The 25,057-nt window shown below is 44.6% G+C and carries 19 protein-coding genes and 1 tRNA gene; 17 read left to right on the plus strand and 3 right to left on the minus strand.

The genetic code is table 11. The features are described 5' to 3' along the window. Positions 1 to 111 precede the first annotated feature (111 nt). The 6 genes from FC51_RS08595 to FC51_RS08620 all read left to right on the plus strand — a co-directional run bounded on the left by FC51_RS08595 (position 112) and on the right by FC51_RS08620 (position 5,192). A tRNA-Thr gene (locus FC51_RS08595) sits at positions 112 to 184 on the plus strand. Positions 185 to 563: 379 nt separating this feature from the next. Continuing rightward, positions 564 to 1,742, plus strand: coding sequence for an NEAT domain-containing protein (locus FC51_RS08600; RefSeq protein WP_057911268.1), 1,179 nt, complete (start codon positions 564 to 566; stop codon positions 1,740 to 1,742). After that, on the plus strand, positions 1,726 to 2,547 hold the full coding sequence (locus FC51_RS08605) for an NEAT domain-containing protein (protein ID WP_057908972.1): 822 nt from the start codon (positions 1,726 to 1,728) through the stop codon (positions 2,545 to 2,547). Before FC51_RS08600 ends, FC51_RS08605 begins: the two co-directional genes overlap by 17 nt. A gap of 14 nt (positions 2,548 to 2,561) precedes the next feature. Next, positions 2,562 to 3,467 (plus strand): heme ABC transporter substrate-binding protein IsdE, encoded by a 906-nt coding sequence (isdE, locus tag FC51_RS08610; RefSeq protein WP_057908971.1) that lies wholly within the window; start codon positions 2,562 to 2,564, stop codon positions 3,465 to 3,467. Continuing rightward, complete coding sequence (locus FC51_RS08615) at positions 3,464 to 4,429, plus strand: FecCD family ABC transporter permease (protein WP_057908970.1); 966 nt, start codon at positions 3,464 to 3,466, stop codon at positions 4,427 to 4,429. The genes isdE and FC51_RS08615 overlap by 4 nt, the downstream gene beginning before the upstream one ends. Continuing rightward, positions 4,410 to 5,192 (plus strand): ABC transporter ATP-binding protein, encoded by a 783-nt coding sequence (locus tag FC51_RS08620; protein ID WP_057908969.1) that lies wholly within the window; start codon positions 4,410 to 4,412, stop codon positions 5,190 to 5,192. Before FC51_RS08615 ends, FC51_RS08620 begins: the two co-directional genes overlap by 20 nt. An 89-nt stretch (positions 5,193 to 5,281) precedes the next feature. Here the strand turns inward: FC51_RS08620 and FC51_RS08625 are convergent, their stop codons facing one another. Further along, entirely contained in the window at positions 5,282 to 6,913 is a 1,632-nt protein-coding gene (locus FC51_RS08625; protein WP_057908968.1) for an NAD(P)/FAD-dependent oxidoreductase, read from the minus strand. 350 nt (positions 6,914 to 7,263) lie between these two features. On the opposite strand from FC51_RS08625, the gene FC51_RS08630 reads away from it, so the two are divergent. The 4 genes from FC51_RS08630 to cydC all read left to right on the plus strand — a co-directional run bounded on the left by FC51_RS08630 (position 7,264) and on the right by cydC (position 13,615). After that, positions 7,264 to 8,718, plus strand: a complete 1,455-nt coding sequence (locus FC51_RS08630; protein WP_057908967.1) for a cytochrome ubiquinol oxidase subunit I — start codon at positions 7,264 to 7,266, stop codon at positions 8,716 to 8,718. Further along, positions 8,711 to 9,724, plus strand: coding sequence for a cytochrome d ubiquinol oxidase subunit II (gene cydB / locus FC51_RS08635; RefSeq protein WP_057908966.1), 1,014 nt, complete (start codon positions 8,711 to 8,713; stop codon positions 9,722 to 9,724). The genes FC51_RS08630 and cydB overlap by 8 nt, the downstream gene beginning before the upstream one ends. Before the next feature lie 421 nt (positions 9,725 to 10,145). Further along, entirely contained in the window at positions 10,146 to 11,876 is a 1,731-nt protein-coding gene (cydD, locus tag FC51_RS08640; protein WP_057908965.1) for a thiol reductant ABC exporter subunit CydD, read from the plus strand. Further along, positions 11,873 to 13,615 (plus strand): thiol reductant ABC exporter subunit CydC, encoded by a 1,743-nt coding sequence (gene cydC, locus FC51_RS08645; RefSeq protein ID WP_057908964.1) that lies wholly within the window; start codon positions 11,873 to 11,875, stop codon positions 13,613 to 13,615. Before cydD ends, cydC begins: the two co-directional genes overlap by 4 nt. 104 nt (positions 13,616 to 13,719) lie before the next feature. Here cydC and FC51_RS08650 read toward each other — a convergent pair whose 3' ends face one another. Beyond that, the gene (locus tag FC51_RS08650; RefSeq protein WP_057908963.1) at positions 13,720 to 14,697 is read right to left on the minus strand and encodes a polyprenyl synthetase family protein; all 978 of its coding nucleotides are present in this window, start codon (positions 14,695 to 14,697) and stop codon (positions 13,720 to 13,722) included. A gap of 196 nt (positions 14,698 to 14,893) precedes the next feature. Here FC51_RS08650 and FC51_RS08655 point away from each other — a divergent pair, with 196 nt between their 5' ends. Further along, entirely contained in the window at positions 14,894 to 16,222 is a 1,329-nt protein-coding gene (locus FC51_RS08655) for a dihydrolipoyl dehydrogenase family protein (RefSeq protein ID WP_057908962.1), read from the plus strand. A gap of 121 nt (positions 16,223 to 16,343) precedes the next feature. Here FC51_RS08655 and helD read toward each other — a convergent pair whose 3' ends face one another. Next, positions 16,344 to 18,653 (minus strand): RNA polymerase recycling motor HelD, encoded by a 2,310-nt coding sequence (gene helD, locus FC51_RS08660; protein WP_057908961.1) that lies wholly within the window; start codon positions 18,651 to 18,653, stop codon positions 16,344 to 16,346. 180 nt (positions 18,654 to 18,833) lie between these two features. Between helD and FC51_RS08665 the strand changes: the two genes are divergently transcribed. The 6 genes from FC51_RS08665 to FC51_RS08690 all read left to right on the plus strand — a co-directional run bounded on the left by FC51_RS08665 (position 18,834) and on the right by FC51_RS08690 (position 25,042). Next, complete coding sequence (locus tag FC51_RS08665) at positions 18,834 to 19,778, plus strand: phosphoglycerate dehydrogenase (protein ID WP_057908960.1); 945 nt, start codon at positions 18,834 to 18,836, stop codon at positions 19,776 to 19,778. 272 nt (positions 19,779 to 20,050) lie between these two features. After that, positions 20,051 to 21,067, plus strand: coding sequence for a tryptophan--tRNA ligase (trpS, locus tag FC51_RS08670; RefSeq protein ID WP_057908959.1), 1,017 nt, complete (start codon positions 20,051 to 20,053; stop codon positions 21,065 to 21,067). 23 nt (positions 21,068 to 21,090) lie between these two features. Beyond that, entirely contained in the window at positions 21,091 to 22,023 is a 933-nt protein-coding gene (locus FC51_RS08675; protein ID WP_057908958.1) for a Ppx/GppA family phosphatase, read from the plus strand. 50 nt (positions 22,024 to 22,073) lie between these two features. Next, the gene (locus FC51_RS08680) at positions 22,074 to 23,324 is read left to right on the plus strand and encodes a hydroxymethylglutaryl-CoA reductase, degradative (RefSeq protein WP_057908957.1); all 1,251 of its coding nucleotides are present in this window, start codon (positions 22,074 to 22,076) and stop codon (positions 23,322 to 23,324) included. Positions 23,325 to 23,333: 9 nt separating this feature from the next. Then, positions 23,334 to 24,305: a hypothetical protein gene (locus tag FC51_RS08685; protein WP_057908956.1), complete on the plus strand. Its 972-nt coding sequence runs from the start codon at positions 23,334 to 23,336 to the stop codon at positions 24,303 to 24,305. Between the two features lie 20 nt (positions 24,306 to 24,325). Continuing rightward, complete coding sequence (locus FC51_RS08690; RefSeq protein ID WP_057908955.1) at positions 24,326 to 25,042, plus strand: NAD-dependent protein deacylase; 717 nt, start codon at positions 24,326 to 24,328, stop codon at positions 25,040 to 25,042. Positions 25,043 to 25,057 lie beyond the last annotated feature (15 nt).

Below are 25,057 nucleotides of genomic sequence, written 5' to 3' on the forward strand. Positions count from 1 at the left end.
TGCGAGGGTAGGACGTTGCCACGCAATTTTGAAAGCTTCGATAGTATTTACTATCGGAGCTTTTTTTGATAATATCAGTTTGTTGTCGCATTTTCCGGATTGATTTATTTTGCCGTTTTAGCTCAGAAGGTAGAGCATTTCCATGGTAAGGAAAAGGTCCCGGGTTCAAATCCCGGAAACGGCTTACTTAAAAGGGTTAAACCAGCTCATAAAAACAAATGATTGGGTCGGGTCAAAACTGAATGTTTTGGTCCGACTTTTTTAGCCTCAATGTACCTAGTTGAATCGTATGCTAAAGTATAGTTCCCGGCTGTCAAAGCCAATGAGCCAATCATCCAAGCCTAAGATGGTTGGCTGTTTGCTTTGCAATTTGAAAGCCGATTACAATTTTTGCCCACACGCTTTTATTGTCTTTAAATTCATATAATTCATTTGGAAGTGAATATACCTCAAAAAAGTAATAGTGTTTCTGGATAGTTTCACCAGATTTTGGGAATGAAGGCGCTTAAAAATGGTAAACTTACTATGTACATTATTTTACTTACTCTAGGGGGGATTATCGTATGAAAAAGCGATTAATGCATTTCATTCAATTAGTTTTTGTTGCAATTATTTTTACAATAGCAGGAGGGGCGTTCGCTAACACTACCAGGGCCGACTCTGCAAATTTGAGTGATGGGATTTATACCGTCCCGGTCACACTGTTAAAGAGTGGGAGTAGCGCTACTTCCATGGCCAACCATTTCTTTGATCAAACTGCCAATGTCACTGTTTCTAAGGGAAATTACAAGACAGTTTTGACGACCAACGGTGCCAACTATATTGCGTCCATATCAATGGGTGGGCAATCAGTTGGTCCAACGATTACCTCGGGGAATAACGGGACGTTGACATTCAACTTGACCAACCCAAGCAACATCATTCCAGTTAGTTTTACGCTGTACAATATTCCACTGATCAACACAATGCAGGAATCAGCTGACTTTTCATTTAACTGGGCAAACGCCACTAAACAGGCTGATTTACCCGAGGATACAAGTACAACCACTGACACAACACCCGAAGCTGATAGTTCCAGTGCGACTTCATCAAGTACAACCAGCACAACAACACAACCGGCAACGCCGACAACAACTAAGACGACCACAACTACGACCACAACCAAGAAATCAAGTGTACCAACCACGACACGGACCTATGTTGTGTTAAAAGGCGATTCAAATTCAAAATCGATGGCCAACAAGTACTACACACGAAAAGCGGTTATTAAGAAAGTTGCCAAGCACTATAATGTTCAACTTAAAGTTGCCTACAAGAAGAGCCTTAAACTAGGATCCAAGGCTGTTCGTCCAGTGACCATTAATGGTAAAAAAGTCAAAGCGTCAACCGTTACGTATGGTAAATCAGGCAGTAACTACACTATGACCTATTCATTTAATATCGCCTCACTTAAGACCTTAAAGCATGTGATTAAAGGGTCTATTCACGTCGTTGTGCCATACGCTAACATCAGCACAACTTGGCCGATTCGTTTTAAATTTAGCCAGAGCGCACCCGCTAAAGCACATAAACACGCGGTCGCTTCAGCTGCCGTCATCAATGGGTCGAGTTCTGCACAACCTTCACAAGAAAAATTGCCACAGACGAGTGACGCAAGTGAAAACGGCCTATCATTTCTCGGCTTCGTTTTAGCCGGTGGATTGTCTTTTGTTTGGGGGAATAGCCATGAAATTCTCAAGTAAATTCAAGTTGTTACTTGGGTTGGTGATGACATTGGGACTATTTGCCGTTGCTTCACCCAATGCAAATGCCCAGTCGATTTCTTATCACCCACTAAAATATGGGACGAATCAAACCTCGATGGCGGACGGGTACTTCGTCAAACCAGCGCAAGTCGTCGTTAAAGATCACATGTACTATGTCACAATGCAAATTAAGACTGCTAAGAGCTTGTCATCGTACCCCGTTAAAGTGATGTGGGTAAACGGCCGCGCACCGCTCAACGTTCGTAAAGCAAAGGATAGTGCCGGTAATTCGCATTTGTATTATTCATTTTATGCAAAGAGTCTTAGTAAACGGATTAATGCCAAGTTGGCAATTGACGTTCCCAAAGTTTATAAGGCCCGTCATTTAATCTCATTTAAATTCAGCACAGCGGGCTTGCCAAGCCTCGGCAGTGCCCATCGAAGTGTGACGACCAATTCGAGTCACACAACCGCAACAACGGCTCAAAAAGCCGCAAATTCAAGCACTTCCAGTCAACCAAAAAACAAAGCCAATAAAACATCCAGTCAGTCACCGAAAGCAACCAAGAAGCATCAGTCGAAAAAAGCAACCAGCAAGAAGGCTGCTAAGAAAGAACCCAAAAAAGCTTCCAGTAGTTCCTCAACGCAGCCTGCTAAGAATGAGTCAACGACTTCCAAACCAGCCAAGAAAACTGCTGCCAAGCCAGTGACAACCAAGAAGAGCGGGATTCCTTGGATTGTTGGCGGTGTGACGTTGATTGCTGGTGTTTCTGCAGGTTTGTGGATTTACTTTAGACATTAGGGGGCACTTCGGAAATGAAAGGATCTCGTAAGATTGCCTTTGTTGTGCTCGCAGCTGTCTTGGTGGTTGGCGCGCTTTGTGGTATTTTTATCAGTCAAAGCGGTGCTGCCAATAAGCCCAAGAAGCCAAAGATCGTCGCCACAACGTTTGCGGTGGTTCAAATAGCCGACAAGTTGGATTTGCCACTTGTTGGCGTTCCAACCACTCAAAATAAGATTCCTGCTCGTTATGCCCACGCTACTCGGGTCGGAAATCCGATGAACCCAAGTGTTGAAAAAATCGCAGCGCTCAAACCGACTGCGGTTTATTCAGTCACGACATTAAAAGATCAGTTTGGCAAAGCGTTTAAACAACGTCATATACAACCGCATTTTCTGAATCTGACCAGCGTTGCGTCGCTTAAACGGACTATTTCAAGTATGGGGACGCAGTATCATCGAACCCGACAGGCCAAGGCGGCTGTCCGGGAAATCGATCAGTTTGAAAATCAAGTTAAAGCAGTTGCTCAAAAACACCGGGTCAAGCCACGGGTGTTGATTTTAATGGGTCTTCCCGGCGCGTCTTACATGATTGCCACAAATCGCTCATACGTGGGTGACTTGGTCGAAATCGCCGGTGGGAACAATGTTTTTGCGTCAAAGACTCAGGAATTTATTCAACCAAATGATGAAGCGATCAAAAAAGCCCGGCCACAGGTCATCTTGCGGTTGGCTCATGCATTACCAAATATGGTGATTCCGCAATTTGATTCGGAGTTCAAATCGGATCCAATGTGGAAGACGGTTCCGGCTGTCAAAAATCACCGAGTTTATAATCTAGAGGAACCCAACTTTGATGCCACTGCGAATATGCGCGCACCCCAGGCACTCAAAATTGTGTCTAACTGGCTATACCCTCAGCAGGGGAGTGGTCAGAAGTGAGTCGTGCTGAAAAACTATGGTATCCGATTGTCTTGACGTTACTCATCATTACGATTGTCATCTCGTTGATGGTGGGAGCCAGCTTCATTTCGCTTCAACAAATCATCAGTGCCTTTTCTGGCGGCAATCCCAATCAGCTCAGCATTTTAACCAGTATTCGGCTTCCGCGGATCTTCGCTGCCATGCTTTGTGGTGGCATGCTGGCGGTGGCAGGGGCTGTGAGTCAGGCAGCTTTTCGAAACGTATTGGCGGACCCCAGTATTTTGGGTGTGACCAGTGCCGCTGATTTCTTTATTTTAATTGGCGCAATGTTGGTGCCGACCTTTCCGGGAAACAAGTTCGTTTTCGCGTTGATTGGCGGCTTGGTTGCCTTGGCTTTGTTGACCAGTAAATCGGCGTTAAGCAGTCCCTACCGCCTGATAATTATCGGTGTTGCAATGATGCTGACTTTTACAGGATTTGAGCAGCTGTTTTCAAACGGAATGGGTGTTCAGACAACGGGTTCGTTTAATGGCATTACTTGGTCGCAGACAGAAGTCTTGCTGTTTCTCGGCGTCAGCGGCATGTTTGTCGCGGTGTTTCTTTCGCCGTGGGCAAATTATTTGAAACTATCTACCGAACAGCTCCAGACTAAAGGCGTTTCGGCCTCCATGATGCGGATCGGATTATTATGTGTGGTCGTCTTTTTGTCATCCAGCGTTTCATCGGTGGTTGGGACAATTCCGTTCATGGGAATTGTTGTGCCCAACATCGTCCGCTACCTGGTGGGGCGGGATTATCAGACAATTATTCCGCTTTCGATGCTCATGGGCGCTTGGCTGCTGTTAGTGATTGACACGATTGGGCGAATTATCGTCTTGCCGAGTGAACTGTCCGCAGCCGTTATTATGACCGTCATTGGGGGGCCATTTTTGATTATGATGCTGCAAAGGAAGAATTTTAATGGAATTAAATCAAGTTAGCTATCATTATCCACAACAAAAAATGCTTCTAAATCAAATAACGGCAACCGTTCCGGAAGACCAAATTTTATCGATTATTGGTCCCAACGGCGCAGGCAAGTCAACCTTGCTGAAACTGCTGGCGGGATTAATCCAGCCGACTTCCGGTAAGGTCTTATTAAACGATCAGCCAATTTCAAATTTTTCACGAAAAACCTTGGCCACCAAAGTTGCCGTTGTCAGCCAGCAAAATGATATTTTTGACGATATGAAAGTGATTGACATTGTTAAAACCGGACGACTGGCACACCACAATTTGTTGGCAACGATTGATGATTCTGAAGTTGCTGACTACATTACAGCAACCAATTTGGCCGAGTTGGCGCAACGACCGATTTCATCATTGTCGGGTGGTCAGCGACAGCGTGTTTGGTTAGCGTCTGCGTTGGCACAGGAGCCACAATATTTATTGCTGGATGAACCGACGACCTACTTGGATATTCACTACCAAGCCGAATTAATGACAATTTTAAAGCGGCTCCACGAACAACAGCAGATGACAATTATTATGGTGCTTCATGATATCAATCAGGCGTTTCGAATCAGTGATCAATTATGGTTGGTAAAAGATGGCCAACTGGTCAAGCAGGGGCGTCCAGCTGATTGCTATGACCAACAACTGTTAGAGCAGATTTTTGGCACCAATATTCAAATCGTCGATGTGCCAAATTATGGCCGCTACATCGTAGAAATCGCCGATGCCCAGCCCAATTTTGCTGAATGACGATATCTAAAAGACATGAAAAAACGGACAACCAAAGCAAATCACATTTGCCATGGTTGTCCGTTTTTTATCTATTAATCGCTAATGACTTATTTTTTTGGTTCATAGACAGCTTTTGGTGTCCCATAACGTGCTTTGCCCCAAGTCTTTTGCAACCATGGAACAAACCAGTAATCGATCCCAAATGAACGACCTGAACCATTCATTAATGCAATGGCTGCGAAGATAATCCATGCGTGAGCCCAAGTTGGAATGCCCATCAAGAAGATGATGACCAATGCCAGGTCGGCCAGCCATGTGAACCAACCGAAGAAGATTAAGCACCCGATGATGCCTTCAAGTACGGTTAAGCCCATGCCAACCGGAATAATGGTATTGATCGAAAAGGCATCCACCATTAAGACGATTCCAAGGAATAATCGTAACGGCACGCTCCATAAAACGTTGCTTCGACGAGCGGTGTTGCCACCAAAGACGGTCCGGTTATTTTCAACTCTAAAGAATTCGTCAAGCAGGTACATCATCATGAAGTAGCCGGAACGAATTCGCCAGAAGTAAAGCAGGTTGGTTCCGTGCTTCATGATGGTTGCCAGCCAGCCACGAACACGTTTGCCGCCAAAGACTTGGGCAATGCCATAGTAGGCACCAAATGATACCGTGAAGCCCATATTCTTGTCTTTGAATTCGGTGTAGTTCTGATTGCCTTCAATGTCAGCTGCAATGTTTTCGGCTGATACAATTGCTTCATTTTCAGCTTCCTGAGCAGTTTGTGGAACGGCACGTTCAGCACCCTGTTCAGTGGCGTTGGCGTCATCTCCGGCAACATAAATACTCTTGTCTTCAAAGCCTTTAGCTTGAAGGTATTGGTTGGTAACCAAACGACCACCACGGCCAGCATCAATTCCGAAACTGTCGGCAGTGTGATTAGTTTTAACACCAGCGGTCCAAATCAACGTGTTGGTTGCAATGGAGTCTTGATCCTTAATGTCAACACTGTCCGGGTTAACCGAGGTAATCATTGATGACTTGCGGATTTCGATGTTGTTTTTCTTGATGTAAGCTTCAGCATGAGCGGCGTTGGTTCGGTCAAGCATGTTGATAATCGTTGGTGCAGCTTCAACCAAAATAATTTTAATTTCACTCGGATCAAGCTTGTAATCTTTTGCCAAAACTTTTCGGTAGTCGATTAATTCACCAATCGTTTCAGCACCGGTAAACCCGGATCCACAGACAACCAATGTTAACATTGCCTTTCGTTTCTCTGGGTCTCGTTCAACAGCGCCTCGGGCAATAATTTCTCGGATGTGCTCTTTAAGCTGCAGCGCATCTTCCATTGACCAAAGTGTGAAGCCATTTTCTTTAACACCGGGAGTGCCAAAGTCGTTGGGTTCACCACCCATACTGATCAGCAGGCTATCAAATGGGTAGGTACCATTTTCACCAATGACCTTTTTATTTTCCTTATCAACTTCGGAAATGTTGTCCGTCACAATTTGGACATTCTTTTGCTTGTGAAAAATCCGTTGCAAGTCGCATTCTACACTGCTTGGCGCAACACGTTCTGTGGCAACTTCATGCAACCGGGTCAGGTAAGTGAAGTACGAGTGACGATCAATCAACGTAATCTGAACGTCAGTGTTACTCTTAAAATGTTTAGCAAGCCGTTTGGTGGCGTAAACACCGGCAAAACCGGCACCAACAACGACGATATTCTTTGTCATGGATATTTCCCCCTTTAAAAATAGCTGAAAAATAAGATTGATTTAATAAACAAAATACAATAATAGCATAAACTAATCTTATCACCATTATTATAAATGGGTGGTGGTCAATTGTCTAATGAAAGCCATTGCAATAATTTCACAAGTGAATATTTTTTATTTTTAGATGTGAGAAACGCTGAATTGAAGACGGTTACAGTTTTTTTATTCATTTGTGTCCCTTGGCGTACCAGATTATGCATATTTTTAGATAATTATTTAGCATTTTAATTTGAATGTTGGCCTATTTCTATATACAATAGGGGTATATGAGGATAACTCATTAATATTTAGTAAGGGGGGATACAACAATGTTAAATATTGGCATTACGATGCTTGGTTTGTCGCGGTTTCAGTTTGCGATGACCACGGTGTTTCATTTCTTCTTCGTACCGTTTTCTATTGGTTTAGCTTTTATTGTCGCAATTATGGAAACGGTCTACGTTGTTAACAAGGATGAAACATACAAAAATATGGCAAAATTCTGGGGGAAGATTTTCCTATTTAGTTTTGCTGTAGGTGTTGTTACAGGTATTATTCAAGAGTTCCAGTTTGGTATGAACTGGTCAGATTATTCACGATTCATGGGGGACATTTTCGGAGCGCCACTTGCAATTGAAGCTTTGGCCGCCTTCTTCCTTGAATCAACTTTTATCGGTCTTTGGATGTTTACATGGGAGCGGTTTAACAAAACCATTCACTGTTTATTCATTTGGCTGACAGCATTTGGCTCAACTTTATCCGCTTTATGGATCTTAGCAGCCAACAGTTTTATGCAAAACCCCGTTGGTTACGCGATGAACGCAGCTCAACACAAGGTTGAAATGACCAGCTTCTCTGCTGTTATCATGAACCGTCAACTGTGGAATGAATTCCCACACGTTATCTTCGGTGCATTCTTAACGGCCGCATTTGTTGTTGCAGGATGTTCTGCATGGCGTTTACTTAAGAAGGATCATGAGAACTTCTATCGTAAATCCATGAAGGTTTCATTGATTATTGGTCTTTGTGCCTGCTTAGGTTCCGTTTGGTCAGGTGATACACAAACTCGTTACCTGATTAATAACCAACCTATGAAGTTTGCCGCAATGGAAGGTCTCTACAAGAATTCAACGGACAAAGGTGATTGGGCATTAGCTGCCGGATTCAACGGTCCTAAGAAGACTTGGTCGATTGAAATTCCATACGCCTTAAACATTTTGGGCCATCACAGTTTAAACGGAACGTTTAAGGGTCAAAAGACGGTCAATAAAGAATTAAAGGCTAAGTACAACAAGAACGATCAAACCAAGAATTACTATGTTCCAACCAAGACATTGTTCTGGAGCTTCAGAATTATGGCAATTTCTGCAGGATTGTTTGGCTTAGTTGCCATCATTGGCCTGTGGTTCAACCGTAAGAAGTCTCAGACCATTATGAGACAACGCTGGTTCCTATATTTGATGGGACTGATGGTATGGCTTCCATTTATCGTTAATACCTGCGGCTGGTTCGTCACTGAATTCGGTCGTTATCCATGGGTTGTTTACGGCTTGTTGACAATCGCCGATGCGGTTTCGCCAACGTCTACCGTGGCAAGTTTGATGTTCACCAATATCGTTTACTTCTTGATATTTGCTTCATTAGGAGCAGTCATGGTTATCTTGAGTCACCGTGTTCTCAAGCAAGGTCCCGACTCAGTCTTGACTGATGGATATTCAACTGAACCCCAGGATGATGCTAAAAAGGTAGATCCATATGAAATGGGGGCGGCTCATAATGACTAGTTATCAATTTATCTGGTTTCTGTTAATTGGTGTGTTATTTAGTGGCTTCTTCTTCCTGGAAGGATTTGACTTTGGTATCGGGATGTCGGTTCGATTCTTTGCCAAGAACCGGGCAGAACGTGATACCGTTATCCAAACCATCGGACCGCACTGGGATGGAAATGAAGTTTGGTTAATCACTGCCGGTGGTGCCATGTTTGCATCATTCCCAATGTGGTACGCATCACTATTTTCAGGCTACTACATCGTTTTGTTCTTGATTTTGGTTGCTTTAATCTTCAGAGGCGTTTCGTTTGAATTCCGTGCGAACATGCAGACGGAAAAATGGCGGAACTTCTGGGAGTGGGCATCAACCATTGGTAGCTTCTGTGCTGCTTTCTTATTTGGGATGATGTTCACCAGTATGATTGAAGGCGTTCCAATTGACAAGAACGGCGACATTTATGGGACGTTTACCACTTACGTTAACTGGTTCTCAATCGTCGGTGGCGTCGCAGTTTCACTGCTTTGCTTCATCCACGGTTTGAACTTCTTAAGATTAAAGACGAGTGGTGAATTAAGAGAACGGGCTGAAAAATGGAGTAAAATCCTTTACCCTGTCTTACTTGCCGGTGAAGTTGTCTTTGTGATTTTGCTTTACTTAACCACTGATTTCTTCACACGCAAGCCAGTTTCAACCTGGTCAATCTTAATTGCCCTGGTTATCTTCACATTAGCTGCATGGTGGGGCACACAATCCAGTCATGACTGGGCATCATTTATTGCCAGTGGTTTATCACTGATCAGTATCGTTGTCTTGATCTTCAACGGTTTATTCCCAAGAGTGATGATTGCGACCAACAGTGCCAACTCAATTTTAATTAAAAATGCATCAAGTTCACCATATACACTGCACCTGATGACAATTTTGACGTTTACGATCCTGCCAATTGTTCTGATTTACTTCATTTGGAGTTACTGGGTATTTTACAAGCGGATCAAATCGCCAAAACAAGCAGTTGAATAATATTTCAACGCTTTAAGTTATCCTTAAAGTGGTAAACGCAAAAGCGACAATGGACGGATCGTTCATTGCCGCTTTTACTATTTTAAAAAACGGAGTGTGCCAAAAGGCGGGTTTGCTTCCGCCAAAGAGGCTTGGCATTTCATGGCCGGCGTAGCATAACCTAGAATGACTTTTTGAGCTGAAAGCTCGGAAAGTTATTCGTAGTTATGCCTAGGAAGCGGCCTTTTGGCACACGTTCCGGCTATATAAAATAAAAAAAGCAAGGGGGCCGTTGGCAAAACGTTAATTTTATCACAGCCCCTTTCCTATTTAAAAAACACCTAAAACATCCAAATACTTTGCTTTCTGATATTTCATTGTGCGCAATAATTCTTTATACTAGAGTTTGTAAGTTAATTTTTCAGATGGGGGAGTGAAAAGTTTGATTGATAAAAGATTGTTCGATCTGCCCGGGATGAAAAAATACGCTGCGATTTTGGCAGTATTAGTATTCATTCAAGCAGTCGCAATAATTGCTCAGGCACGGGCGCTTTCGATTGCCATTGTTAATTTATGGAATTTGCAGTCGATTAACACGATTGTTGCACCAACGATTGTGTTCACCATCGCCTTTTTAGCCCGTCATTTACTGACGGTGACTGAGAATCGGGTGCTGTTTCCATTTGTCGAAAAGACCAGTGGCGATATGCGTGAAGACCTGATGGCGAAGATTTTTCGACTGGGTCCTGCAGAGATTGATAAACGGGGAACCGGAAACATTGTCACGATGGCTCTGGAAGGAATCGATCAGGTCCAGACTTATTTAATGCTGGTGGTCATCAAAATATTGGATATGTCGATTACACCGTGGCTGATTTTACTTTACGTTCTTTTCCTGCGCTGGGAACAGGCAATTTTCTTATTTGCTATTTTTCCAATTATCATTTTGTTTATGATTATTCTTGGCCTCGCAGCGCAGAGCAAAGCCGACCGTCAGTATGAAGGCTATCAGCGATTATCCAATCACTTTGTTGACACCTTGCGGGGGTTGCCAACCCTTAAACAGTTAGGGTTGTCCAAACGATACGCGGATAACGTTTATGACGTCAGTGAATCTTATCGAAAAGAAACTATGTCCACCTTAAAAATTGCGCTGACGTCCACCTTTGCCCTGGACTTCTTCACTACGTTGTCAATTGCCGTGGTTGCCGTCTTCCTTGGTTTTGATTTGATGGACGGCAAAGTCTTATTGTTGCCAGCCTTGACGATTCTGGTTTTGGCGCCTGAATACTTTTTGCCAATCAGAAATTTTGCAAACGATTACCACGCCACTTTGAACGGGAAGAATGCCATGACGGCTGTCTTGGACGTTTTGAACGAACCCGAAATGAGTGAACGCGAAATCATGCCGGCATTCAAATGGGATAACGAATCGACACTTAAGCTGGATCAGGTTGCCTTAACCTATCCAGATACTGAAGAGGCGACGTTAAAAGACATCAATGTCGATATTAAAGGGATGCAAAAGATTGGTATTATTGGCGCATCCGGTTCTGGTAAATCGACGTTGATCAACTTAATTGGCGGCTTCTTATCACCAGACAAGAATGATCAAATTATTTTAAACGGCAAGTCGTTACCACATTTGAACCAGGCTGCTTGGCAGAAAAACTTTTTGTACATTCCACAAAATCCGTATTTGTTCCACGCAACATTGGCTGATAACATTTCCTTTTATGTGGCGGATGCGACCACGGAGGCAATTGAAAATGCCGCTGAGAAGGCCGGATTAAGCGATTGGATTAAGACGCTTCCGGATGGCTTGAACACCATGATTGGTGAAGGTGCCAGGACCGTCAGTGGGGGTCAGGCACAACGAATTGCCCTTGCCAGAGCGTTTTTGGATCCAAGCAGAAAAGTCTTGCTATTTGACGAGCCGACTGCCCATTTGGATATTGAAACCGAAGCCAGCTTGAAAAAGGATATCCTGCCGGTTTTTGAAGACCATTTGGTTTTCTTCGCCACCCACAGACTTCACTGGATTGGTGAGATGGATTATGTGCTCGTCATGGATCACGGGCGCGTGGTTGAACAGGGAACACCCGACGAATTGGCCAAACGCAATGGTGATTACGTCAAACTTCGTTCTGAAATGGAGGCGGCTGATCTATGAAAAATTTCCGCAAAACGTTCGCAAACGATACCTGGGTCATGCCTTACCTGAGAAAATACAAAGGTTTGTTGATTCTGGTTTTGTTTTTGGGCTTTATGACCTTCTTTTCAGGCGGTGCGTTGATGTTTAACTCCGGCTTTCTGATTAGTGAGGCGGCTCGGCGGCCATCAAGCATTATTTATATTTACGTCCCGGTTGTCCTGGCCCGGGCCTTTGGGATTGCCCGGCCAGTCTTTCGGTATGTTGAACGATTGACCAGTCATAACTGGGTGTTAAGAATTGTCTCTGATTTTAGAAAAAAGCTGTATCAAACAGTCGAAAAAAAGGCCTCGGCCATTCAGCGGGCCCATCAGACCGGGGATATTTTAAGTATCTTGGCTGATGATATTGACCACATCGAAAACCTCTACTTGAGAACCGTCTTTCCAATGGTGATTGGGTGGCTGTTATACATTTTCGTCGTGATTGGCGTCGGGTCGCTCAACTGGGCGGTCGGCTTGCTGCTATTGTTATTATTGGGGATTATCACGATCATTATGCCATTGATGTCGGTTGCCACTAACGGGGTTCGTGAGTTCAAACAGCATCAGATTCAACACGAATTTTATACCAATTTGACCGATGAAGTTATGGGATTGGGTGACTGGTTGATTTCAGGCCGTTACACTGATTTTATGAACCTGCAGAAAAAGCCGATTAAAGAGATTGCCGCTTTACGAAAACAGGATCACTATTTCCAATGGTGGCGTGAATTCTTTGTTCAATTTATTATCTTATTGACCACGATTACGCTGCTGGTTTGGTCGGCTTATCAATTTACAGCTACCAAATCGATGGCGAACTGGGTCGCTGCCTTTGCCTTGGCAATCTTCCCGGCAGTTTCGCCGTTTGTTAATATGAGCCAGGGTGCCAGCGAATGGCCGGTTTACCGACGCTCAATTGAACGGGTTAATGCTTTGGATATCAGTGACGACAAGCCAATCGATCAACAGAAATTGGCCGGTTCTTTTAAAGAGCTGAAAATCAACCAACTCACTTTCAAATATCAAGATGGCAATCGAAACGTGGTTAAACACATTTCAATGGATATTCATCCCGGTGAAAAAATTGCCTTACTGGGGCCAAGTGGGACTGGAAAGAGTACCTTCTTAAAATTAGTGGTTGGCGATTTGACCCCAACCGATGGGGAAGTGTTGATTAACGGTCAAAATATTTTGAACTTGCAATCAGTTCGATCCTCACTGTTTGGGATTTTGGACCAGCAGCCTTATTTATTTGATACGACGGTTATGAATAACGTTCGATTGGGCAACACGAACGCATCTGATCAGCAAGTTAAAGATGCCTTGGCGGCCGTTGGACTGAAAGATTTAATCGAGTCATTGCCGGATAAGTACGATACGGAAGTGCAAGAAGCCGGTAAACGATTCTCGGGTGGTGAGCGACAACGCTTATCACTTGCCAGAATTTTGCTGCAGGATGCACCGATCATCATTTTGGATGAGCCAACCGTCAGTCTGGATCCAATTACCGAAAAGAAGTTGTTGGATAAGGTCTTTGAGTTACTGCATGATAAGACGATTATCTGGGTAACCCACCACTTGGCGGGAATTACCCACGTCGATCAGGTCAGATTTATGGAAAATGGCGAATTTGATATGCAGGGGACACCCCAGGAGCTCTATCAAACCGAAGCCAGATTTAGACAATTGTACGATTTGGATCGCGGAAGAGCGTGATCTAAAATTCGGCTGATCGGATACTTTTACCGATAAAAAATAAGAGGAGCGACGACAAAACAGTTGTTTTGTCACCGCTCCTCTTATTTTTAATAACCGCTCACTTACTGTTTGCGCGTCAACAACATGCGTGTCAATTTTTCCAGATCCTGCTTGGACTTTTGTTCCGGCAGCTTGGCAATTAGCCCAAGTGCCTTATCCGTTAACTCATCGGCAACCTCAATGGCTTTTTTTAGGCCGCCGGATTGAATGACAATCGTTTTGATGGCTTGAATGTCTGTATCCGTTAATTGATCTTTTTTGTCCAGCAGTGGCTTCAATGAGTCTGGTACCAATTGGTTGGCAAAAATCAGCGGCAGGGTATAGACCCCGGACTTCAAATCCTCTAAGACGGGTTTTTTAGTTTGCATTGTATCGCCACTGTAATCTAAAATATCGTCTAAAATTTGGTAAGCCTGGCCAATTGTAATCCCAATTTCGCCGCCCAGTTCAACGATTTCTGGTGCCGCATGCGTCACAATCGCACTCTGCTGGAAACAAAGTTTAAACAACTCGGCGGTTTTTCCGGTAATTTCATGGAAATAATCGGCAGACGTCAACTGTTGATTAAAGTTGTACTTCATTTGGTCCAATTCGCCTGTCAGGATAACCTGCATGGCGTCGATGTGTCGCTTCATATCAGCCGGATCCTGCGTTGATTTGAGGACCTGGTTAAAGTAACACGTAAACAGGTAATCACCGGCGTAAATGGCGTTTTTTTGGCCATATTGGGTATGAATGGTGGCGACTCCGCGGCGCAAGGGAGATTCATCAATCACATCGTCATGAATGAGTGTCGCGACGTGAAGTAATTCGACTGCCGCGGCACCGGCTTTAACGACTGCCGGGTCGACGGGTTCGCCAAACTCGGAGTATATGTAAAAGAACCCGGGGCGAAGGAACTTGCCGCCTGATTTTAATAAGTCAACAATCTTATGATGAATGGGCTGATTGGAAAGATTTACTGCGTTAAGCAAATAAGGTTCCAAAGCGATTAATTTTAAATTAATACGCGGAAATTGGCGCCAAAGTGCATGAACCATGGTACACCTCAATTTAACAAAATTTTAACTACAACCTCTAAGATACAAATTCCTAAGGGACTTGTCAATTAACAGTATGTGGAAATAATTGTCAAGTAGACTACAATGGATTTATGAAATATCGTTTTAAATCATTGCCAGCTTGAAACAGCCGGTGATAACGGGTTTCTTGGGATTATTTGAGGAGGAATTATTCATGACAAAACAATACGACGTGGTCATCCTAGGTGGTGGGGTTGCCGGCGCATCGCTGGCACATTCCTTACGCCGGCAAAACAAAACTGTCGCTGTCGTCGAAGATAATTTATTTGGTGGGACGTGTCCGAATCGTGGATGTGATCCCAAAAAGATATTGCTCTCGGGATTAGAAATCACCCAATTGGTCGATGACATGCAGGGAAATGGGATTTCCGGCCGGGTTTCGGTTAATTGGCCGGACTTGATGCGCAAAAAGCGTCAGTATACAAACCCAATTTCAAGTGCGACTCAGAATTCACTAACCGCTGACGGTGTCGACACTTATCACGAGCACGCCCACTTTAACGCGGAAGGGCTGGTTGAGGCCGGAAACGAGCAGCTGTCAGCAGATAAATTTGTGATCGCAACCGGACAACGACCATCAATTCCTGATATAGCCGGTCACCAGTATTTCAAAACCAGTACCGATTTTTTGAATTTAGATGAGATGCCAAGTGACGTCACTTTTATCGGCGGTGGCTATATCGGCTTTGAATTGGCAGGAATTGCTCGGGCTGCAGGCGCCAAGGTCCATTTGATCCACCATAATGATCGGCCACTGAAGCAATTTGACCAACAGCTGGGCCAACAAGCCATCGACCATCTCAGCGAAATCGGAATTGATTTTCATTTCAATACGGAAGTTTCCCAAATAACGCAGGTTGGCGCCCAATTTGTCCTTGAAGGTGATCAATTCCAGCTGCCAACGGATATGGTCTTTGCGACGGCGGGTCGGACGCCGAACGTCGATACTCTTGGCTTGGAAAACGTTGGCGTCAATGTTGACCACCATGGTGTCGTTGTCAATGAACATTTGCAAACCACCAACCCAACCATTTTTGCAATGGGGGATGTGGTCAGCACCGAGCAGCCCAAGTTAACGCCGGTTGCTGGATACGAAGCGGGGTATTTGGCCAAGTATTTTGGCGGCGCCCCGGCTCCAATTGCCTTCAAGGCGATTCCCACGATGGTCTTTGGCCAACCATCACTGGCTCAAGTTGGCGTACCGGCCAGTATCGCTGCTGATAACGACCAATACTTACTGATTACCAATGATATGCACAAATGGTACAGTTACCATCGGCTAAATGAGCCGGTCGCCAAAGCCAAAGTCGTGATTGACCGGAACAATGAAACCGTCGTTGGGGCGACGATCTTAAGCAATCACGCCGATTATTTAATTAATATCTTTACGTTAATGATCAACCAGCACATGAAAATCAGTGATTTCAATCAAGAAATTCTGGTCTACCCGACATTTGCCAGCGATATTCAATACCTTGTCTAATTCTGGCGGTTGTTTTCCGACAATTCAGTTCAGTGAATCAATCAGTTTTAAACATCATAAAAGTCCACTTCCTCTTAAAACCCGGAAGTGGACTTTTATGACTGATTGTTTAAATTGGTAATTACTTTTGAATCTTTTTTTCAATTTTAATTTTGCTGTTGCTTAATGTGCTATTGGCAATAATTGGTGTGACGTCACCCAGACTGATCAAAGTGAGGTGATGCATCGCTCGTGTAATGATCGTGTATAAAGTTCCCAGTAGGTTTTCATCCGGGTAGTTTTTCTCGGAAGTGTCCCAAGCGATGACCGAATCAAATTCCAATCCCTTGGCCAAATAGATCGGCAAGACCAATAAGCCACTTGGAAGTGTCCTGTCAGCATCTTTTAGCAGGGTCACGTCACCTTTGGCGTGCAGCTGCTTATATACCTGCTCTGCCTCAGTCATGTTCTTGGTCAAGACAGCAACCGTCTGATAGTGTTTTCGCTGTTTGGTAATGACCCGTTCCAATTGTTTAATGCCATCGGTAAAGTCCGTAGCCAGGATCAGTTCAGGGATGTCTCCGGGACGGTTAAATGCCTGAATATCGTCGCCGTTTGGCAGGATGGATTTGGCAAAATCTGTAATTGGCAAAGTCGATCGATAGGACCGCATCAAGCTGATCAAGCGTGAACGGCGGACGTGAAAGGCCGAATTTAACTTGTTTAAAATTTCTTCGGGCTGTTCAACATCCTTAAATAAGGCTTGTTCACTATCACCCAGCAGGGTCCACTTGGTTTGAGGAAATGCGTATCGCAGATATTTCAGCTGAGCGACGGAATAATCCTGCATTTCATCGACAAATAAATACTTCATGGTGTTATTTTGGCCGCTGTTACACATGTAATCGCGCATGTAAAGCAGTGGAGCACAATCATCGAGCTTGATTGAATGAAACTCAATTGACTGGCTAAATTCGTCGATGGTTTGCTGCCACTGGGGTTGTTTAATATTTTGCGGTAAGTCGACCGTTTTTAAGAAATCGGCGTACTGCAGGTAGGCATCAAAGAAGTTGTCGTTAAAGATGGCGTCGTAGACAACGCGCAGGCGGCTTGCAACAATTTTTCTGGCGATATAAAAGCGTTCATCGTCTTCATTTTGGAATTCACCAAGCGCTTTTCCGGACAGCAGGTCATGATACTTTTCGTTACTTAACTGGTCGATTTCGTCGTTGACCCAAGTCGCTTTTGTTTCATCGTCAATTCGGCGTTTTAATTGCTTAATTAAGGCGTTTTTAGTCTGCAGGAAGCGGTCGTAAATCTTGGCTGCTTTCGGGAAACTATCAAAGATCCGACTGATTTCTTTTTTGGTGAAGAAAGGCGTGTCGTTAAAGATAATGTCACTGAAGAAAATTTGCGACGAAGAGAGGTTGTCACAATATTCCTGCAGTTCATCCATAAACTTGGCGGATTCCTTGAAAGCACGCACATAGCGCTGTTGCTCCGTCAAGGTGCCATCAGTTTCGTAACGCTCAAACAAACTTTGGACATTTAATCCCTTCAAGCGGTTGTCGATAAATTCATCGAACGTCACTTGCCGCATGTTACGCTCACCTAAACTTGGCAGGACTTCGGAGATATAGTGACTGAAAAGCTTATTGGGTGAAAATAAAATGATTTGGTCGGCTTCCAGCGTATCTCGGCTGTGATAAAGTAAAAAGGCAATTCGCTGTAAAATCGCCGACGTTTTACCGGAACCGGCAACTCCTTGGACCACCAATAAGTTACTGGTGGTATCTCGAATGATGTCATTTTGTTCGTGTTGAATGGTGGCCACAATATTTTGCATATATTGATCGGTCTGTTCACCCAGCGCGCTTTGGAGCATTTCATCACCAACAGTCTCGTTGGTGTCAAACATGTTTCGTATTTGGCCATCGACAATTTGGAACTGACGTTTTTTCTTGAGCGTTGTTTTTTGTTCACCGATTGGGGTTTGGTAACTAACCTCGCCAAGAGTGCCATTGTAGTAAACACTGGAAATTGGCGCCCGCCAATCATAAACTAAAAATTCACCGTCTTCATTTTCAAATGACGCGATCCCGATATATAACTTTTCGGGTTCGGTATCCCCTTGGTCTTGAATATCAATTCGACCGAAGTAAGGGGACTTTTTTAAATCTTTCAGTGTCGAAAGTTGGTTCTTCAAAATACTTTCGTTTTCGGTTAGTCGGGAAACCAACCCCCGTTGCTGCTGGAGTTCGGCACTCGTTTCAATTCGATCATCAACTTCAAAATAGTTGACTGACGTGTTGTCTGAATAGGTTTGTTGAACCTTTTTGGTTTCTGCGTGGGCCCGGTTAAGCTCTTCGTCAGTGCTGATGATCTTTTTGTCAATCCGCTTGACGACTTGGTCGACCCGCATCTGTTCTGTTTTCTTTTCGTTGTTTTCCAAAAGGGTTCCTCCATTCGGATTCCGGTTCATCGCTCAATTAAGAATGCTTCGACAATTTTAGTTGGATTGAGGGCCGTTGTCAATTCATCAGTCGGTTTGTTTTTCACCAAACGACTTTTCTTTTTTTGCGTCTGTTTGGAGCGTATACTTTTTCATGTAAGAAACGAAAGGGATGGACTTATGAAAATTTTAAATCTGTTTGAACTGAGTGCTCAAAACCGTGCCAAATTGGCTGCTTTAGGCGATGTTGAAGTCATTGACGGCGACAAATTAGGCGGTAACGCCAAAAACATCGACGTCATCTACGGCTGGGGCAAGCCTGCCGAATCTGTTCTGGCACAATCCAACAAGCTCAAGTTTGTTCAGTCCAACTCTGCTGGTGTGGATTATTTGCCGTTGGCTGAATTTAAGGCAAAACAGATTTCACTTGCAAACGTGAGTGGCATTCATGCTGAGCCGATCAGTGAAATGGTGCTTGCCTACATCCTATCATTTGCCCGTGGCATCGAGGCCAGTCATGCTGCTCGCCGTGAACATAATTGGATTGGCGATCAAATTCGCAACCAGATCTACACATTGACGAATCGCACGGTTGTCATTTTTGGGACTGGACATATTGGCCAGGGGATTGCTGAAAAGCTCAAAGCCTTCGGGGTCACGACGATCGGCGTTAGTCGCCATGGCCGTCCCGCTGCTCATTTTGACCGGGTTGTGACTGACAAATCCGGTACAGTTGAAGCCGCCAAGGCGGACTTTGTGGTCAACATTATGCCGTTGACCGCTGAGACCCGGCACTTCTTTAATCCGGCATTCTTTGACCAGATGGAAAATCAGCCGGTCTTTATTAACGTCGGTCGTGGTCCCTCGGTGGATACCAAGGCGCTGATTGACGCACTGGATACCCATCAACTGGCTGGTGCCGCATTGGACGTCTTTGAAAATGAGCCGCTTGAGGCAACGTCGCCGTTATGGGAGATGGATAATGTCATCATCACGCCACATATTTCCGGAGGTTTTCGTGAATATGGGCAGGCAGCCTTTAACATTTTCTACAAGAACCTGACCACGTTCATTCAGACTGGTACTATTGCCATCAATCAGGTTAATTTATCAGCCGGATATTAACGAACAAACTTCTTTAAATTCCGATTAAACGGGGTTTACTTTTAAGTGGTTTATCAGTAAAATTAAATTGTTATTAAAAAGTGAGTAGAATCGTCAGTAACAGAGAGGTCGATTAGCTGAAAACGGCCACGACGAGACGAATTGGATTTATTAAAAGGGTGACGCCCATATCGTCTAGAGCGGTGGCTAAATAGTAGTCGCAATTTAGGTGGTACCACGTATAAGCGTCCTATTGTTAAAGCAATAGGGCGTTTTTTGAAAGGATGGATATGATGACAAAGAAGATTATTTTGACAGGTGACAGACCAACCGGCAAGCTGCATATCGGCCATTACGTTGGTTCATTAAAAAACCGGGTGGCATTACAAAACTCCGGTGACTACGAAACATTTATCATGATTGCCGACATGCAGGCACTGACTGATAATGCCCGTGATCCCGAAAAAATTCGCCACAGCCTGATTCAAGTTGCTTTGGATTACTTGGCTGTTGGCATTGATCCCGAAAAGTCGACCATTTTGGTGCAGTCGCAGATTCCGGCGCTGCCAGAATTAACCCAGCACTATTCGAATTTGGTGACAGTTTCCCGGTTGAACCGTAATCCAACCGTTAAGAACGAAATTAAGCAAAAAGCCTTTGGCCAAAGCGTTCCAGTTGGTTTTGCGATGTATCCGATCAGCCAAGCTGCTGATATCACCGCCTTTAAAGCAACAACCGTTCCGGTGGGGGATGACCAGGAACCAATGCTGGAACAGACCCGAGAAATCGTGCGGACATTTAATTCCGTGTATCACGATGATATTTTGGTTGAACCCGAAGGCTATTTCCCACCAAAGGGAATGGGAAGAATTCCTGGACTTGATGGGAACGCCAAGATGAGCAAATCGCTGGGCAATGCTATTTATCTGTCAGACGACGAAGACACGATTCAAAAGAAAGTCATGTCGATGTATACGGACCCCAACCATATTCACGTCGAAGATCCTGGGCAAGTCGAGGGCAACACTGTCTTCACTTATTTGGACATTTTTGATCCGGATAAGCAGAAGGTCCAAGAACTAAAGGAACAATACGGTCACGGTGGTTTGGGCGACGTCAAGATTAAACGTTACTTAAACGACGTCCTTCAAGCTGAATTAAAGCCGATTCGGGAACGTCGCAACCAATACGCTGAAGACGAACAGGGAGTTTACGACATTCTTAAAAAGGGCAGTGAATCGGCTAATAAAGTGGCTAATCAAACTCTTAAAGAAGTTCGGGACGCCATTGGCATTAACTATTTTGACTAATATGTCCAGAAAGGGTGGCAGGGATGGAAAACCTTGTAATTTTGGATATTGGTTCCAATTCAGTCAGAATGGCAATCAATCAGATTTCAGCAGACGGATCTTACCGCGAGATTAAACGGATTAAAAGTGACAGTCGGTTGTCTGAAGGGATGGGGCGCGGCAAGATTTTACAGCCCGCCGCCATGGAACGGACCATTGAATCATTAGCTGACTTTAAGCAGATTTATTCCCAGTATCAGGACAAACGGGTGATTGGGATTGCGACTGCAGCTGTTCGGCAGGCTAAAAATCAAGCTCAATTTCTGCAGGCCGTTAAAAGCAGAATTGGAATTTCCCTGAAAGTGCTGACCGGAAGCCAAGAAGCCTATTACGATTATCTGGGCGTTATCAATCGTTTGGGAATCAAAAATTGTCTCATTTTAGATATTGGCGGTGCCAGTTGTGAACTCATTCGGGTGAGCAATGGCGAAAGTGCCAATTTGACCAGTATTCCAATTGGGGCGGTTAATATTACCGAGCGCTACCATTTGAACGACAATATCACTGGAGCCAATTTATTTAACGCGCAATTTAACATTCGTAAAATTTATTCAAAGATTGACTGGTTGGCCCGGGCTACTCATCAGCCCCTTGTCCTGCTTGGGGGTGCGAACCGAACCTTGGCAAGAATTAACCGGCGCCGTCAAAACATGGTCCGAATTGATGCCATCCACGGCTATCATTTGACCGCTGAACAAGTGAATCGGACTTATTTGAATTTGCTCAAGGGAAACGTCAACCGACGTCGCAAGATTCAAGGACTTGAACACGATCGTGCCGACATCATCGTCGGCGGCCTTCTGCCACTGATTGTGTTGATGGATAAAATTGAAGCAAAAAAGGTGCTGTTTTCAGAGAGCGGGGTTCGTGAAGGCATCATTACCGAATATATCCAAAAAGAATATGGGACATCATAAAGGCTGGCAGATAACCAGCTTTTTGTGCATTCAAAACCGATGGTGATAATATGGACAGTAAGTGGAACCACTTTTATAAGAAACCATTCCAGAAAAGATTAGACTTGATCGCTGAAGAAGCCGGGTTGACACCGGACCAATTGGATTTAATCAAGCAGCAGTTTTCACAGCCGTCCGGTCAGGTCATTGAAAATTATGTGACCGACTTTGGCCTGCCACAGGGCGTTGCGGTTGGCGTGGTGGTTAACGGCCATTCGCACCTGGTGCCGATGGTGACTGAAGAGCCGTCGGTCATCGCAGCGGCCAGTAATGGCAGTCGGCTGTTAGCGGCCGGTGGCGGGATTCAAGCAGAAGTTGCCAGTCAACTGACCGGCGGCCAAATAATCATCAAAAATGGCGCTTTTTCTCAACTTCGCGCGTTTGTGGCTGACCACCAAGCGGAGATGATCGAAATTGCAAATGACAGCCATCCAAGCATTTTAAGCTATGGCGGCGGTGCAAAACGCCTCTCGGTCCGCCAGTTGGATTCAACCTTTACGTCCATCGACTTGATGGTTGATACGGGTGAGGCGATGGGCGCCAACATGATCAATACGATGTTGGAGGCACTTTCTAACTGGCTCAGAAACCAAATGAACGCCGAAATCACCATGGCGATTTTGACAAATTACGCGGATGAAGCAGTGGTCCATGTTTCGGGTAAAGTGCCACTTGCACAGTTAGCAACCCAATCGATGAGCGGACAAGTGGTCGGCCAGCGGATCGTTGATGCCAGCCAAGTGGCTCAACTGGACTTCCGACGCGCGGCGACTCACAATAAGGGAATTATGAACGGTGTCGATGCCGCGACAATTGCCTTTGGTAACGATTGGCGGGCGGTTGAAAGTGCGGTCCATTCATATGCTGCGCGGACAGGGGCGTATAAGGGCCTCAGCACGTGGCAGATGAGCGATAAAGACTTGATTGGACAAATGGACCTGCCAGTTCCAATCGGCTTTGTAGGCGGCGCTAACAAGGTTTTACCGCTGGTGGCGATCAATAAGCAAATTGCAGCGATTCATAACACCCAAGAAGAAATGGCGTTGATTGCCGCGGTGGGGCTGGCCCAAAACTTGGCGGCTCTAAAAGCGTTGGTAACAGAGGGAATTCAAAAAGGTCACATGAACCTGCAGTTAAAATCTTTAGCTTTATCAAATGGGGCCCAGGATTTTGAATTGCCGCAAGTGATTAATCAGCTAAGACAACTCAAGAACCCCGATTCTCGGGCAGTTAAACAAATTTTAAAGACGATACGCAGATAGGAGAACAACATGGATAACAACATTGATATCGAGCTTAACAAGGACGTCCACGGCTTAATTGACGCGGTCAATAACTTTTTCCCCGGAAACATTGCGGTGACCTTTATCGGCAAGCTGCAATCCGGATATGTCCGTCACGATCAAGCTCAAACAGTCCAGGATGGAAAGAATATTATTGTCCAAATTGCTGATTTGAGTGCACCGAACTACACGGCTTCTCATGAGCTGCTTCATTTATTGATGGTGCTGCGGGGCTTTCCACAGGTCTTTTATTCACTCACAACCGGTGATGACAATTTAGATGAACAGCTCAAAATGATGGGGACCGAACTCTACGATATTGTCTCGCATTTTGTGGTCGTATCCGAACAGCGCAAGCACCACTTGATCAATCAGGAAATTGAGGACATGTACCTCAAAGGTGTATACGCAACCATCAAGCCTGAACCGGATCCGTTAGACGATCAAATGATGTTAAGATTGACAACTCTGCTTGACGCACTCGTCTTTTATGGCGACGGTGTCGATCAAGTTGCCGACAAATTTGCCAAGGACTTTCCGGTTTCATTTGCCGCCGCTCAAAAGCTGTACCAGGTGATTTCTGAAAAGCCAACGGATTCTCCTTTCAGCTTGCGCAGAAATGTTGTCAAACTCTTCAAGGCCTTTGATGAGCAGCTCAAGGACTGGGAATTGCCGGCGCTTCACAACACAGAGTTCACCACGGTGACAAGTGTCTTATCGGAACGTCAGTTGGGGCTTAAAGTCAAGCAATTATTTGAAATTTACCACTCGGATCTTGTTGAAGTTAAAAGCAATACCAAAGGATACGTTGGCTTTAACCGGGTTGATGACCAGAATTCGTTTGTTTTGGCGAATCCAAAGGGGAATCAAGACGATCCTGAATTTTTCAAAAAGGTTTATGATCAAACGGTTCGCGAGTTGTTTGAAGACTTGAAAATGCCATATATTATCCGAAAATAGTTCATGAAAGGAGACAGATGATGATTGATCCTAAGATTCAAGCTGAATTTGATCAGGCAAACAACATTGTGTTTTTAACCGGGGCCGGGGTGTCAACGGCATCTGGGATTCCTGATTATCGTTCCAAAAATGGCCTGTACACAAATGACCAGTCGGATAAACCGGCCGAGTATTATTTGAGTTCGGACTGTTTGCGTGACGAGCCAGAAGTTTTTTGGCAATATGAAAAATCAAATATGTATTATCCGGACGCCAAACCAAACGTTATTCACGAAAAACAAGCGGCATTTACCCATCAAAAGGATGCGGTTGTTGTCACGCAAAATATTGACAGTTTGTATCGAAAGGCCGGGACTCAAAATCTAATTGAATTTCACGGCAACTTATACACGGTCTATTGTCAAAAATGCGGCAAGAAGGTCGACTACAAGGATTACCTGAAGAGCATGTATCACGAAAACTGCGGCGGAATTTTGCGTCCTGACATCGTCTTATACGGTGAAGGGTTGGATCCGGACGCAATCTCTAAGAGTGTTGAGGCAGTATCAAGGGCTGACCTGCTCGTTATCGTTGGGACGTCAATGCGGGTCTACCCATTTGCCGGCCTGATCGATTATCGTTCAGCGAACGCAAAGGTTTTAGCCGTAAACGAAGAACAATTGACCTTTAATTTTCCATTTACAATGATCAAAGAAAATGCGGTCGACTTTTTCAAGGATCTGCAGGTTCATGCTTAAAACGAGGAGGCGGGA

Source organism: Lentilactobacillus parabuchneri DSM 5707 = NBRC 107865 (assembly GCF_001435315.1).
Classification (GTDB): Bacteria; Bacillota; Bacilli; order Lactobacillales; family Lactobacillaceae; genus Lentilactobacillus; species Lentilactobacillus parabuchneri.

Excerpts from the sequence above, each read along its gene's own strand:
- FC51_RS08650 (WP_057908963.1), bottom strand. The coding sequence starts at position 14,697 with ATGGTTCATGCACTTTGGCGCCAATTTCCGCGTATTAATTTAAAATTA.
- FC51_RS08665 (WP_057908960.1), top strand. The coding sequence starts at position 18,834 with ATGAAAATTTTAAATCTGTTTGAACTGAGTGCTCAAAACCGTGCCAAA.
- FC51_RS08600 (WP_057911268.1), top strand. The coding sequence starts at position 564 with ATGAAAAAGCGATTAATGCATTTCATTCAATTAGTTTTTGTTGCAATT.
- FC51_RS08620 (WP_057908969.1), top strand. The coding sequence starts at position 4,410 with ATGGAATTAAATCAAGTTAGCTATCATTATCCACAACAAAAAATGCTT.
- FC51_RS08685 (WP_057908956.1), top strand. The coding sequence starts at position 23,334 with ATGGATAACAACATTGATATCGAGCTTAACAAGGACGTCCACGGCTTA.
- FC51_RS08605 (WP_057908972.1), top strand. The coding sequence starts at position 1,726 with ATGAAATTCTCAAGTAAATTCAAGTTGTTACTTGGGTTGGTGATGACA.
- trpS (WP_057908959.1), top strand. The coding sequence starts at position 20,051 with ATGACAAAGAAGATTATTTTGACAGGTGACAGACCAACCGGCAAGCTG.
- FC51_RS08655 (WP_057908962.1), top strand. The coding sequence starts at position 14,894 with ATGACAAAACAATACGACGTGGTCATCCTAGGTGGTGGGGTTGCCGGC.
- isdE (WP_057908971.1), top strand. The coding sequence starts at position 2,562 with ATGAAAGGATCTCGTAAGATTGCCTTTGTTGTGCTCGCAGCTGTCTTG.
- FC51_RS08680 (WP_057908957.1), top strand. The coding sequence starts at position 22,074 with ATGGACAGTAAGTGGAACCACTTTTATAAGAAACCATTCCAGAAAAGA.
- cydC (WP_057908964.1), top strand. The coding sequence starts at position 11,873 with ATGAAAAATTTCCGCAAAACGTTCGCAAACGATACCTGGGTCATGCCT.
- cydB (WP_057908966.1), top strand. The coding sequence starts at position 8,711 with ATGACTAGTTATCAATTTATCTGGTTTCTGTTAATTGGTGTGTTATTT.
- FC51_RS08625 (WP_057908968.1), bottom strand. The coding sequence starts at position 6,913 with ATGACAAAGAATATCGTCGTTGTTGGTGCCGGTTTTGCCGGTGTTTAC.
- FC51_RS08690 (WP_057908955.1), top strand. The coding sequence starts at position 24,326 with ATGATTGATCCTAAGATTCAAGCTGAATTTGATCAGGCAAACAACATT.
- FC51_RS08675 (WP_057908958.1), top strand. The coding sequence starts at position 21,091 with ATGGAAAACCTTGTAATTTTGGATATTGGTTCCAATTCAGTCAGAATG.
- FC51_RS08630 (WP_057908967.1), top strand. The coding sequence starts at position 7,264 with ATGTTAAATATTGGCATTACGATGCTTGGTTTGTCGCGGTTTCAGTTT.